Consider the following 12,786-nt stretch of genomic DNA (forward strand, 5'->3'; position numbering starts at 1 on the left):
ATTCCGGCAGCGTCTTACTCTCCCACACGATCCCTCGTGCAGTACCATCAGCGTTGGAAGGCTTAACGACCGGGTTCGGAATGGGACCGGGTGTTTCCCTTCCACTATGGCCACCGGAAAACCTGATAAAACCATATCATTAATGTATGAACGGCGCCGCCCGTGAAGGGGCTGGGAGCCGTATAGTGGATACGAGTCACGCGCACACACGCGTATGGTGTTAATGAAAGTCCTCGGTCTATTAGTACCAGTCAGCTCCACACCTTACGATGCGTCCACGTCTGGCCTATCAACCCGATCATCTCTCGGGGACCTTACCAGGAACACTCCTGTGGGAACCCTTATCTTGAAGCGTGCTTCCCGCTTAGATGCTTTCAGCGGTTATCACAACCCGACGTAGCCAACCAGCCATGCTCTTGGCAGAACAACTGGCACACCAGAGGTCAGTCCGTCTCGGTCCTCTCGTACTAAAGACAGCCCTTCTCAAGATTCCTCCGCGCGCAGCGGATAGGGACCGAACTGTCTCACGACGTTCTGAACCCAGCTCGCGTGCCGCTTTAATGGGCGAACAGCCCAACCCTTGGGACCGACTCCAGCCCCAGGATGCGACGAGCCGACATCGAGGTGCCAAACCATGCCGTCGCTATGAGCGCTCGGGCAAGATCAGCCTGTTATCCCCGGGGTACCTTTTATCCGTTGAGTGACGGCGCATCCACAAGCCACCGTCAGATCACTAGTCCCGACTTTCGTCCCTGCTCGACCTGTCAGTCTCACAGTCAAGCCCCCTTGTGCACTTACACTCACCACCTGATTACCAACCAGGCTGAGGGAACCTTTGGGCGCCTCCGTTACCCTTTAGGAGGCGACCGCCCCAGTCAAACTACCCATCAGGCACTGTCCTTGAACCGGATCACGGTCCACAGTGAGATAACCAGAACAATCAGAGTGGTATTTCACCAACGACTCCACCACCACTAGCGTGGCCGCATCAACGTCTCCCACCTATCCTACACAAACCGTCCCAATCACCAATACCAAACTATAGTAAAGGTCCCGGGGTCTTTCCGTCCTGCTGCGCGTAACGAGCATCTTTACTCGTAATGCAATTTCACCGAGTTCATGGTGGAGACAGTAGGGAAATCGTTACTCCATTCGTGCAGGTCGGAACTTACCCGACAAGGAATTTCGCTACCTTAGGATGGTTATAGTTACCACCGCCGTTTACTGGGGCTTAAGTTCACCGCTACGCATACACTCACAGTTCCCCTTAACCTTCCAGCACCGGGCAGGAGTCAGTCCGTATACATCGTCTTACGACTTCGCACGGACCTGTGTTTTTGGTAAACAGTCGTTTCCCCCTGGACTCTGCGCCCCTCACCGCCACCACACCGCACGGGTGCACGACAGCTCAGGTCCCCCTTATCCCAAAGTTACGGGGGCATTTTGCCGAGTTCCTTCACCACGATTCACTCGATCGCCTCGGTATACTCTACCTATCCACCAGTGTCGGTTTAGGGTACGGGCGGACCCGCCACCTCGCTCACGAAGCTTTTCTCGACAGTACAGGATCACTCACTCACCCACAACCGTGGGCTCCCCATCATGCCTCAACCTTCACGCCCAGCGGATTTACCTACCAGACAGTCCACACACTTAGCCCCGGACAACCATCACCGGGGATGAGCTACCTCACTGCGTCCCTCCGCAGCTTGCCTACTACATGATCGGTTCACACACTCACCCACCCCAGAAGCATCAAAAACACTCCCAAGACAAGCTCACATGCTTAGCATCACACACCTCGACACGGACGGTGACAAGCCGGTACCAGAATATCAACTGGTTACCCATCGACTACGCCTGTCGGCCTCGCCTTAGGACCCGACTCACCCAGGGCAGACAAACTTGACCCTGGAACCCTTGGATAATCGGCGGACGGGATTCCCACCCGTCACACGCTACTCATGCCTGCATTCTCACTCGCATCAACTCCACCACACAGTCACCCGGCAGCTTCACCACTGACACGACGCTCCCCTACCCAACCACACAGGTTGCCACAGCTTCGGCGGATAACTTAAGCCCCGCTACATTATCGGCGCGGAATCACTTGACCAGTGAGCTATTACGCACTCTTTCAAGGATGGCTGCTTCCAAGCCAACCTCCTGGTTGTCTACGCAACTCCACATCCTTTCCCACTGAGTCACCACTTAGGGGCCTTAGCTGATGATCTGGGCTGTTTCCCTCTCGACGACGAAGCTTATCCCCCGCCGTCTCACTGCCACGCTACACTTGCCAGCATTCGGAGTTTGGCTGATTTCGGTAAGCCGATAAGCCCCCTAGACCATCCAGTGCTCTACCTCCAACAAGAACCACGCAACGCTGCACCTAAATGCATTTCGGGGAGAACCAGCTATCACGGTGTTTGATTGGCCTTTCACCCCTATCCACAACTCATCCCCTCCATTTTCAACTGAAGTGGGTTCGGACCTCCACGACGTCTTACCGACGCTTCATCCTGGCCATGGATAGATCACACCGCTTCGGGTCTAGAACACGCGACTCACGCCCTTATCGGACTCGCTTTCGCTACGACTCCCCCACCACGGGTTAACCTCGCCACGCATCACTAACTCGCAGGCTCATTCTTCAAAAGGCACGCCATCACCACACAGGCTCTGACGGCTTGCATGCGACCGGTTTCAGGAACTCTTTCACTCCCCTCCCGGGGTACTTTTCACCCTTCCCTCACGGTACTCATCCACTATCGGTCACCAAGGAGTATTTAGGCTTGACGGGTGGTCCCGCCAGATTCACGCGAAATTCCACGAGTTCCACGCTACTCGGGGCAACCCCACACCAGTGCCACGCTTACAGTTACAGGACTCTCACCCACTCCGGTACGCCTTCCCAGACGCTTCACCTTCACGCAACATTTCTCACTGGCCAATCCTGCGGCAGCAGAACCACAAGGCCCCCACAACCCCGCACATGCAACACCTGCCGGCTTGAACACACACACGGTTTAGCCTCCTCCGCTTTCGCTCGCCACTACTCACGGAATCACACTTGTTTTCTCTTCCTACGGGTACTAAGATGTTTCACTTCCCCGCGTTACCACCCACACCCCTATACATTCAGGGCAGGGCCACCGGACACTACTCCGGACATTCCAGGTTTCCCCATTCGGACATCCCCGGATCACAGCTCGCTCACCAACTCCCCAGGGCTTATCGCAGGTCACAACGTCCTTCATCGGCTCTTGGTGCCAAGGCATCCACCGATCGCACTACACAACTTTGCACAACACCACGTCGCACAAACACATACAACAATAAAGATACTCGCATCCACTATACAGTTCTCAACCACCACACGAACACCACATCACGCACACACGCACGCAACACAGCACCGCACAGGCCACCACACATGTGATACCCCACAACCCAACAGCATGCCCCCAACCCCACCCATCACAGGCAGGACGCCAACATTCCACTCACAAAAACTCCTTAGAAAGGAGGTGATCCAGCCGCACCTTCCGGTACGGCTACCTTGTTACGACTTAGTCCTAATCACCAGTCCCACCTTCGACGGCTCCCCCACAACGGTTAGGCCACCGGCTTCGGGTGTTACCAACTTTCATGACTTGACGGGCGGTGTGTACAAGCCCCGGGAACGTATTCACCGCAGCGTTGCTGATCTGCGATTACTAGCGACTCCGACTTCATGAGGTCGAGTTGCAGACCCCAATCCGAACTGAGACCGGCTTTCCGAGATTCGCTCACCCTCACAGGCTCGCCACTCTCTGTACCAGCCATTGTAGCATGCGTGAAGCCCTGGACATAAGGGGCATGATGACTTGACGTCATCCCCACCTTCCTCCGAGTTGACCCCGGCGGTCTCCACTGAGTCCCCACCATAACGTGCTGGCAACAGTGAACAAGGGTTGCGCTCGTTGCGGGACTTAACCCAACATCTCACGACACGAGCTGACGACAGCCATGCACCACCTGTGAACCGACCCCAAAAGAGGCACACCCATCTCTGAGCGCTCCCGATCCATGTCAAACCCAGGTAAGGTTCTACGCGTTGCATCGAATTAATCCGCATGCTCCGCCGCTTGTGCGGGGCCCCGTCAATTCCTTTGAGTTTTAGCCTTGCGGCCGTACTCCCCAGGCGGGGTACTTAAAGCGTTAGCTACGGCACGGAACCCGTGGAATGGACCCCACACCTAGTACCCACCGTTTACAGCGTGGACTACCAGGGTATCTAAGCCTGTTCGCTCCCCACGCTTTCGCTCCTCAGCGTCAGGAAAGGCCCAGAGAACCGCCTTCGCCACTGGTGTTCCTCCTGATATCTGCGCATTCCACCGCTCCACCAGGAATTCCATTCTCCCCTACCTTCCTCAAGTCAACCCGTATCGAAAGCACGCTCAGGGTTAAGCCCCAAGATTACACTTCCGACGCGATCAACCACCTACGAGCCCTTTACGCCCAATAAATCCGGACAACGCTCGCACCCTACGTATCACCGCGGCTGCTGGCACGTAGTTAGCCGGTGCTTCTTTACCCATTACCGTCACTCACGCTTCGTCACAGGCGAAAGCGGTTTACAACCCGAAGGCCGTCATCCCGCACGCGGCGTTGCTGCATCAGGCTTCCGCCCATTGTGCAATATTCCCCACTGCTGCCTCCCGTAGGAGTCTGGGCCGTATCTCAGTCCCAATGTGGCCGGTCACCCTCTCAGGCCGGCTACCCGTCAAAGCCTTGGTAAGCCACTACCCCACCAACAAGCTGATAAGCCGCGAGTCCATCCCCAACCGCCGAAACTTTCCAACCCCCACCATGCAGCAGGAGCTCCTATCCGGTATTAGCCCCAGTTTCCTGAAGTTATCCCAAAGTCAAGGGCAGGTTACTCACGTGTTACTCACCCGTTCGCCACTCGAGCACCCCACAAAAGCAGGGCCTTTCCGTTCGACTTGCATGTGTTAAGCACGCCGCCAGCGTTCGTCCTGAGCCAGGATCAAACTCTCCAATGAAAAAATATCACCCACCCACACACGCGCACACAGCACGCACACAGGCAACAGTGACACCACGAAGAATCCAATACACTAACCCCAAACACTGACCAAAAAAATTCAGTCACATGTCCAGAATCACAAAGGAATCATAAACAAATCCGACACATCCACAACAAACAGATGCATCAAAACTATTGACTATCAAAGACACACTGTTGAGTTCTCAAACATCACACCCACCACAACAATCCCCACACAAACCATGCAGAAACCATCACAAGGCGACCCGACCAACCCTACCACACCAACCCCGAAACCACAAAACCACGATCCCAGAACCAGCCAGCAGAACCAGCCAGCAGAACCAGCCAGCAGAACCAGCCAGCAGAACCAGCCAGCAGAACCAGCCAGCAGAACCAGCCAGCAGAACCAGCCAGCAGAACCAGCCAACCACACCACCACCAAAGCAGCAGCCCGGAAAACCATACCCGAACACTCCCCCGCCGTCAAACCCGACAAGAAAACATCCAAACACAGCCACCACCAAGAACCACACACGCAGCCCCCAACGGCCCGACACACACTACACACACCCCCACCACCAACACAAACCCACAAAACAGCCGCATCTTCACCCCGGGCCTACCTACCCCGTCGTTGCCCCTCTCGAGACCTATCCAGTCGCTGAACTCCTCATAGACTCACCCCATGACGTATCGAATAAGGTTCCGTCAAACCGCAAGCGTGATCCTCAGTGCGGCCGCGCTATGCGTGTGTGCGTCATGTACTTCAACAACTCCCACGACGCCTTCAGACGAGCCGAGCCGAACTGCTTTGGTCCCGTCGTCCAAGGTCACGGCCTCGGTATCCCCGCTCGATGGCATCCATACCCGCGCGATCATCAATGAACTTGTTGCAGCGTCGGGCAATGGACCTATCACCAAGGTAGACATCACTAAGGGTGCGCTCAGCATCACCGTTCAGATCGGTAACTCCCCAACAATCTGGACCTGGCAGAACGGCAAGATCGACTCGTCAGCAACTCAGAGCACTCAAACAGCGTCACGCCCCTTCAATCCTGGCGACTTCGCCGTAGAGAAGTTGCCCGTGATATTAAGCAGGGCCGCCGATATCTCCGGATCCCATATGAACCAGAACTTGCAGATCGTCGAGTACAACCAAGGTACTGTCCTCATGACAGTCTCGACCAAGCCAGAAACCCAGACCGTCTTCTTCCGACCCAATGGATCTGCCATCAACCACATTGACTTCGCATCGACTTCTGGCATGACTGAGGCATTAAGTGATGCTGTCGCGAGCGCTAAGCAAGTCGACCAGATCAGCTACCAGCCCGGTAAGGCCATCATCGTCGATACGCCGACAACGACACCTGGCATCGTCATGAGGCGGACCCGGTCTGCCGATATGCCCGCATGGGCGGTACAACGCAGGAGCGACGCGTCCGCAACCTTCTCGCCTGGCCTCCTGAATCCACACGTCATCGTCCGCATCATGAATCTCGCGGCTGCGCAAGCCCACCAGAAGCCATCCGACATGGAATGGACCATTTCTCAGGACACGAAGCTTGACACGCCCGTCCTTCGCGTTGACATTAACGGCCTGACTAGGGCTTTTAATACCGACGGCACCGACGTCACCGACAAGATCAAGTAGCTTCCAGGTCCTCGAATAATTCAGCCCATCAAGGAGCTAGACCGCTAGCCTCGGATCAAGGTGGTTGAATGAAAGTGTGCTCATCACCGCAGTCGGAACGCCAGGCAGTGGGCAGACCCATGCCTTCCGCGTCCGCCATGGGATGAATCCACACGTCGAATTGTGGCGTCACGGGCTCGTCGTCAGAGAGTACTTATCTGCCGATCGGGTCGACGACGAGATCGTCGTCACCGCCCACGTCGCGCCTCGAACGTCTAGCTCTCAGCCTCCCCGCACCCGAAAGAGCGTGCCGGATCTCTCCGAGGACAGACAAGCCGACGAACCAGTTCGTCCGTACCAACGCATTGCGGCCTACGCCGTTGTACGGTCACGGCGGGGATTACTGGGTACCGAGTGCTCGCCACGCACCGCAGTCCCTGGCCTGTGGGCGCTACCTGGAGGTGGTTTAGAACCCGGTGAATCCCCCGCGCAAGCGGTCACCCGTGAGGTCATGGAAGAGTCCGGACAGCGTGTCCGCCTTAACCGCATCATCGATCTGCAGTCCGATCATTGGATCGGCCGTTCCCCCACCGGGGTGCTAGAGGACTTCCATGCCCTGCGGATCATCTACTCAGCCACCAGCGAAAACCCCACCGACCCCTACGTCATCGACGTCGGTGGCACCACCCAGTCAGCCCAGTGGATACCGCTGTGGCGTTGGCGTCGGCTGTCCTGGGGAGCCGCGACACGCATGTGTCTTGAGACCCATCTGCGCGACGTCCCCAGCACCTGATCAGCCACAGTTACCACAGGCATGACGAAGGGGGCTTGGTCACGATGACCAAGCCCCCTCTGGCGTCAATGTCAATCAGCCCGGAAGTAACTGAGAATCCGCAAGATCTCTGTGTAGAGCCACACCATCGTCACAGCGATGCCGAAGGCCGCACGCCAAGACTCAGATGCTGGGGCTTGGTTGCGCACACCCTGCTCGGCGTAGTCAAAATCTACGACAAGGTTCATGGCGGCCAGCACCACACCCAGCGCTGAGCACAAGATGCCGATAGGGCCAAAACTAGCAACGCCAATGTTGATCCTGAATAGCATCAACACGAGGTTGACGAGCATCGCAAGGGCAAAGCCGAAGGTGGAAATGATGACGATCTGACGAAATCGCGGCGTCACCCGGATATTAAAGAACTTGTATGCCGCCAAGGTCACGCCGGCAGCGGCGAAAGTACCCAAGACGGCCTGCACCACGATACCGGGGTAAGCGGTCTCAAACATGGCTGACATAGAGCCAAGGACCAGCCCTTCGCAGATGCAGTAGAAGATGACGCCACCGACCGGCACCGTACGGCGAGTGCTGACGACCATCGCAGTAATGAATGCTGCAATCGATCCGACCACCAAGGCAGGGCCACTTGCCACCACGTTCGGCCCAATCAGCGCGAAGCTCACAGCACCAATGGCAGCAATGATGAGCAGAACCAGGCCAGTACGGCCGAGGACGTCATCAAAAGTCATCGCGCGCTCGGCACTCTGTCCTTGCGGGCCGTCTAATAGAGAGCCCGACTCGCCGCCAGGCTGCCCTGATACGCCGTACTGCGCCCGATACCCCTGACCTGCGTACGCCGGCTGCCCGTACGGGTTACCGCGCGGCTGGAAGGCCTCGGCTCGGCTAAAGACCGGGTTAGCCATGTGATCCTCCTGTGAAGACGTGTGGTGACGTCTACTCTAAACAACGCAGCGACGACACGAAACCTTCCCCGTACCGCGGAACGAGCTTTTCACACTAGCGACGACTGAGGTCGTACACACTGCGTAGCTGCTCCTGGTGAAGCTGTGTACCCCCGACGGGATTCGAACCCGCACTGGGACGGGTTTAAGCCGTCTGCCTCTGCCGGTTGGGCTACGGGGGCCAGGAGCACTTCAGCTCCCCTGCGCCAGCATTGCCAGCGCCATGCCGTCAAGGATATCGGTCTCCGAGACGACAAGTTTACCTGCCGTCGCACGACGGCATACCTCGTCAATAATAACGGCACCTCCACACAACACTTCTGCACGGCGTCGCTTCAGCGGTCCCATCTGCTCGACTTCATCAACAGTAGACGAGAGCAACTTGCCCGCCAGGTCGGAAATCTGGCCGACCGTCAGTACCGAACGATGCACCTTGGCGCGGTCATAATCTGTGAGATTCTGGCCAATTGCGGACAAGCTCGTGACCGTACCCGCAACGCCGATGACGGTACGGGCGGCGGCAACGTCAACCGGGCAGGAATCCAAGGCTTCACGAACGTACTTGCGAGCGTCGTCGATCTGCTCGACGGTGGGCGGGTCGTCATGGAGGAAACGCTCACGCAGCCGTACCGAGCCAATATTGAGGCTCACCCGAGAGTCGATGCTAGACCCACGGCCCAGCACCAGCTCCGTCGAGCCACCTCCACAATCAATAACAAGAACCGGCTCATCGATTACCTGGATCCCAGAAATCGCTCCAGCAAAAGACAAACTCGCCTCTTCCATGCCGTCTATGACCTCCGCGTCCACCCCCAGAGCTTGACGGACTCCCGCGAAAAAGGCATCGCGGTTGGAGACGTCACGAGCAGCCGAGGTGGCAACAAAACCCACCCGGTCGCAGTGGTGGTCCGCGATAGCCTGGGCGAAGGTGCGACAGGCTGAGAAAGTGCGCTCAAGGGCGTCGGGACGGAAGGAACCGGTGGCGTCAACCCCCTGACCGAGCCTCACCATTTCCAGTTCTCGTGCCTGCTCGACCAAACGCCCGTCCGAATCGGCTGATGCGATGAGGAGGCGAATCGAATTCGTCCCGCAGTCGATAGCTGCAACGGTGTGGCTGCCGCTCATACAATCCTCCTGTCCGACTCGGGCTCGCGATGCTCAGGGGCGCATGGGTCGCACCAGAACTCTCCCAGCTCTGCAACGACCTCATCCCCAAACGGGTTGACCCCAGGCCCGACAGCTAAGGCGTGCCCTGCCAGAGCATGCAGACATTTCACGCGCGTCGGCATACCGCCAGCGGAAATCCCATCGATCTCAGGAACCGGGTCAAGACCGGCGTCCTCGCCGATCTGAACGCGATCAGCAATATAGGACTCATGGGCGCGCCGGTACTGGTCGGCAAGCTCCTCATCCTCACCGAGTCGTTCGGTCATCCGAGCCATCAGCCCCGAAGACTCCAGGGTCCCAATGAGGGATGCAGCACGCGGACAGGTAAGGTAATAAGTCGTCGGAAACGGGGTGCCGTTCGGCAGCCGAGGCTCGGTAGCAATGACACCTGGTTTACCGCAACCACAGCGCCAGGCCACACCGGCGACTCCTCGTGGTTCGCGGCCAAGCTGGTCCCGGACGTCCTGACGGTCGTTCTCAGTAAATTCTTCTAGCATGGTCACCTCATCGACGAGAAGGGCTGGGCGAAGACAACTTCGCTGAAGGTGTAGGCGTGATCATCGCCCCCGGGGAGGGATGGGGCGGGGCGGGATGGTCAGCGTCCTGGACTGATCCCGCAGCCTTTCGCCACCAGCGAGCGTCAGCGCTGGCTTCATTCGCCGGATCTTTTTCGTCCAAAGAAGTCGTCGATCCAATGACCTTACCGTTTTCTCCAATGACCTGATACCCAGTTTCGCCCGGCATCACCCAGCCGAGCTGGGAGCGCGCCTGAGCACGGACGTAGTCGGGATCGTGCCACCTCTTGACCTCGTCTTGAAGGGTCGAGATAGAAGCGCGTGTCCGAGCCTCGTCGTCTTGGGTCCGGGAGATCTGGGAACGCTGAGAGAAGTAGATACCCAAACTAGGCGTAATCATGACAAGTACCAGCAGAACAGCCGCACCCATAACGACTGCTCTGAGGGTGAGCCCGAACCGGCGAGGCTGACCCCCCTCCTCCTGAGTAGCTCGATTACGAGGAGGCTCTGTGCGCGTAGTGCGCTGGTAATTTCCGCGGTTCCTCGGACCTGAGCGGTTCGGCGAGGACGCGTGTGTCCGTCCCCCGGCCGGTCGCTGGGACCTTCCGGACGGACGGTGTCGATTGCTTGGTGTAGTGGCCATCGTGGTCCATCATGACACGACCGCCCCGGCAGTACCGGGACGGTCGTGTCATGTCAGGTGCTGCGGTCAGCACCTCATAGCGTCAGTCAGGCCTGGAAGCGCGGGAAAGCGGAAGCACCGGCGTACTCGGCCGAGTCGCCCAGTTCCTCCTCAATACGCAGCAACTGGTTGTACTTGGCGATGCGCTCGCCGCGGGCCGGGGCACCGGATTTAATCTGACCAGTCGATAGCGCGACGGCGAGATCGGCGATAGTGGTGTCCTCGGTCTCACCAGAACGGTGCGACATCATGCAGCGGTAGCCGTTGCGATGGGCCAGCTCGACGGCGTCGATAGTCTCCGAGAGGGAGCCAATCTGGTTCACCTTGACGAGCAGGGCGTTGGCAGCCTTGGTCTCGATTCCCTTGGCAAGGCGCTTCGGGTTAGTGACGAACAAGTCGTCGCCAACGATCTGGATCTTCTCACCAAGCTTCTTCGTGAACTCGGCCCAACCGTCCCAATCCTCCTCGTCCAACGGATCCTCAATAGAGACCAGCGGATACTTGGCGATGAGGCCTTCGTAGTACGCGATCATCTCAGCCGAGGTCTTAGCCTGGCCCTCGAACGTGTACTTGCCGTCCTCGAAGAATTCGGAAGCAGCGACATCAAGGGCGAGGGCGACGTCCTTACCCGGCTCGAAGCCGGCGGCCTTGATGGCGTCAAGGATGAGGTCCAAAGCGGCGGCGTTGCTGGGAAGGTTGGGGGCGAAACCGCCCTCGTCACCCAGACCGGTAGCCAAGCCCTTGTCCTTGAGAACCTTCTTGAGGGAGTGGTAAACGGCAGCGCCCCACTCGTAGGCCTGCTTAAAGGATTCCGCGCCGATCGGGGCAATCATGAACTCCTGGATGTCAACGTCGGAATCGGCGTGGGCACCACCGTTGAGGATGTTCATCATTGGAACGGGCAGCACGTGGGAGTTCGGTCCGCCGAGGTACTGGTACAGCGGGAGCTCCGCACAGTCAGCAGCAGCATGAGCAGCAGCCAGGGAGACACCAAGGATGGCGTTAGCACCCAACTTGCCCTTGTTGTCGGATCCGTCGAGCTCGATCATGATCTGGTCGATAATGCGCTGCTCACTCGCGTCACAGCCGAGCACCTCCTCGGCGATCTTCTCGTTGACGTTCTCAACAGCCTTGAGAACACCCTTACCGGAGTAACGCTTCTTATCGCCGTCACGCAGCTCAACGGCCTCGAACTGACCGGTCGAAGCGCCCGAAGGAACCGCAGCGCGGGCCTGGGTGCCGTCGTCGAGGATCATCTCGACCTCAACGGTCGGGTTGCCGCGGGAATCGAGGATCTCACGGGCTTCGATGAATTCGATGGTTGCCATGGACCAACCTTTCAAAGAGGATCTTTGCGTCCACCCCAAAGCGTATCGGAGCCGTCCAACTAGAGGTATCTCAGGGCTGACCGTCACTCACTGCCGTTGATCCTCCGCTGGGTTTTCAGTGATGACGAATTCGTACGTGACGTTCTCAGGTGCGTCGATATGTAGCTCGATCTGCCCGCTCTGTGCCCGCTTACCAACGCTCAGATGGGCGAATCCCTCATGGCACGGGGTCGATGCCGTCGACTCGTCATTTTCGGTGACGCTCATCAGCGCATCGGTGGTATCACACAGAAAGTAGTAGTCGGTGACGGTGCCAGCCTTGACGACGACGGTCTGGGACGTGGAGCCCGTGACGACACGATCACTAATTATCCCAGTGACGCCGGGAAGAAAGTCCTTCAGCCCACCTCGCTGCGGGGTTGCCGTCAACTTGGTGTTCGGATTCACATCCTGCGGGGTCGGTTTAGGTCCGGAGGATTGACTCACCGACGGCACGGAAGCTGTAGGCGCATCCGAAACCTCAGTGACGCCAGCCGGGTCGTTCGCGCTGCCCTTGCAGCCAGACAGCGCCCCCAAGGCGACGACGGCGGCAAACAGCGCTGCCAGGGCTCGTCGCATCACACACCTCCTCCGTGCCTCCGACTACCGTACTGGTCTTTGTCGCCTAGTCGGCC

The 12,786-nt window shown here is 58.1% G+C and carries 8 protein-coding genes, 1 tRNA gene, 3 rRNA genes and 1 pseudogene; 2 read left to right on the top strand and 11 right to left on the bottom strand.

Annotated elements, in window-relative coordinates; translation table 11 throughout:
- Nucleotide 1: 1 nt before the first annotated feature.
- From rrf to ACOYO3_RS09430, 4 genes and pseudogenes are all read right to left on the bottom strand, one after another.
- Nucleotides 2–118 (bottom strand): 5S ribosomal RNA (gene rrf / locus ACOYO3_RS09415).
- A gap of 104 nt (nucleotides 119–222) precedes the next feature.
- Nucleotides 223–3,305 (bottom strand): 23S ribosomal RNA (locus ACOYO3_RS09420).
- Nucleotides 3,306–3,520: 215 nt separating this feature from the next.
- Nucleotides 3,521–5,045: ribosomal RNA gene (locus tag ACOYO3_RS09425) — 16S ribosomal RNA — on the bottom strand.
- The 16S, 23S and 5S rRNA genes sit together here, the layout of an rRNA operon.
- Before the next feature lie 281 nt (nucleotides 5,046–5,326).
- Nucleotides 5,327–5,516: pseudogene (locus ACOYO3_RS09430) on the bottom strand (hypothetical protein).
- 348 nt (nucleotides 5,517–5,864) lie between these two features.
- Between ACOYO3_RS09430 and ACOYO3_RS09435 the strand changes: the two are divergent.
- Nucleotides 5,865–6,704 (top strand): hypothetical protein, encoded by an 840-nt coding sequence (locus tag ACOYO3_RS09435; RefSeq protein ID WP_002516731.1) that lies wholly within the window; start codon nucleotides 5,865–5,867, stop codon nucleotides 6,702–6,704.
- A 142-nt stretch (nucleotides 6,705–6,846) separates the two neighbouring features.
- A complete protein-coding gene (locus ACOYO3_RS09440) occupies nucleotides 6,847–7,476 on the top strand; it encodes an NUDIX hydrolase (protein WP_002518819.1) in 630 nt (209 codons plus the stop codon).
- Nucleotides 7,477–7,547: 71 nt separating this feature from the next.
- On the opposite strand, the gene ACOYO3_RS09445 is transcribed toward ACOYO3_RS09440, so the two are convergent.
- The 7 genes from ACOYO3_RS09445 to ACOYO3_RS09475 form a co-directional block, all read right to left on the bottom strand.
- Nucleotides 7,548–8,381 (bottom strand): Bax inhibitor-1/YccA family protein, encoded by an 834-nt coding sequence (locus ACOYO3_RS09445; RefSeq protein WP_002517278.1) that lies wholly within the window; start codon nucleotides 8,379–8,381, stop codon nucleotides 7,548–7,550.
- Nucleotides 8,382–8,528: 147 nt separating this feature from the next.
- Nucleotides 8,529–8,602, bottom strand: a tRNA-Leu gene (locus ACOYO3_RS09450).
- Between the two features lie 10 nt (nucleotides 8,603–8,612).
- Nucleotides 8,613–9,545 carry a Ppx/GppA phosphatase family protein gene (locus ACOYO3_RS09455; protein WP_002524751.1) on the bottom strand — a complete coding sequence of 311 codons (933 nt, stop codon included), beginning with the start codon at nucleotides 9,543–9,545 and terminating at the stop codon, nucleotides 8,613–8,615.
- Entirely contained in the window at nucleotides 9,542–10,084 is a 543-nt protein-coding gene (locus ACOYO3_RS09460) for a DUF501 domain-containing protein (protein ID WP_002516630.1), read from the bottom strand. Before ACOYO3_RS09460 ends, ACOYO3_RS09455 begins: the two co-directional genes overlap by 4 nt.
- Nucleotides 10,085–10,091: 7 nt before the next feature.
- Nucleotides 10,092–10,532 carry an FtsB family cell division protein gene (locus ACOYO3_RS09465; protein WP_002518817.1) on the bottom strand — a complete coding sequence of 147 codons (441 nt, stop codon included), beginning with the start codon at nucleotides 10,530–10,532 and terminating at the stop codon, nucleotides 10,092–10,094.
- 299 nt (nucleotides 10,533–10,831) lie between these two features.
- The gene (gene eno / locus ACOYO3_RS09470) at nucleotides 10,832–12,112 is read right to left on the bottom strand and encodes a phosphopyruvate hydratase (protein WP_002516702.1); all 1,281 of its coding nucleotides are present in this window, start codon (nucleotides 12,110–12,112) and stop codon (nucleotides 10,832–10,834) included.
- Between the two features lie 87 nt (nucleotides 12,113–12,199).
- Nucleotides 12,200–12,730, bottom strand: a complete 531-nt coding sequence (locus ACOYO3_RS09475; protein ID WP_002516683.1) for a hypothetical protein — start codon at nucleotides 12,728–12,730, stop codon at nucleotides 12,200–12,202.
- Between the last annotated feature and the right edge of the window lie 56 nt (nucleotides 12,731–12,786).

The organism is Cutibacterium sp. KBN10P07758 (assembly GCF_050286205.1).
Lineage (GTDB): Bacteria > Actinomycetota > Actinomycetes > Propionibacteriales > Propionibacteriaceae > Cutibacterium > Cutibacterium acnes.

Excerpts from the sequence above, each read along its gene's own strand:
- eno (WP_002516702.1), bottom strand. The coding sequence starts at position 12,112 with ATGGCAACCATCGAATTCATCGAAGCCCGTGAGATCCTCGATTCCCGC.
- ACOYO3_RS09460 (WP_002516630.1), bottom strand. The coding sequence starts at position 10,084 with ATGCTAGAAGAATTTACTGAGAACGACCGTCAGGACGTCCGGGACCAG.
- ACOYO3_RS09475 (WP_002516683.1), bottom strand. The coding sequence starts at position 12,730 with ATGCGACGAGCCCTGGCAGCGCTGTTTGCCGCCGTCGTCGCCTTGGGG.
- ACOYO3_RS09445 (WP_002517278.1), bottom strand. The coding sequence starts at position 8,381 with ATGGCTAACCCGGTCTTTAGCCGAGCCGAGGCCTTCCAGCCGCGCGGT.
- ACOYO3_RS09465 (WP_002518817.1), bottom strand. The coding sequence starts at position 10,532 with ATGGGTGCGGCTGTTCTGCTGGTACTTGTCATGATTACGCCTAGTTTG.
- ACOYO3_RS09455 (WP_002524751.1), bottom strand. The coding sequence starts at position 9,545 with ATGAGCGGCAGCCACACCGTTGCAGCTATCGACTGCGGGACGAATTCG.
- ACOYO3_RS09440 (WP_002518819.1), top strand. The coding sequence starts at position 6,847 with ATGAATCCACACGTCGAATTGTGGCGTCACGGGCTCGTCGTCAGAGAG.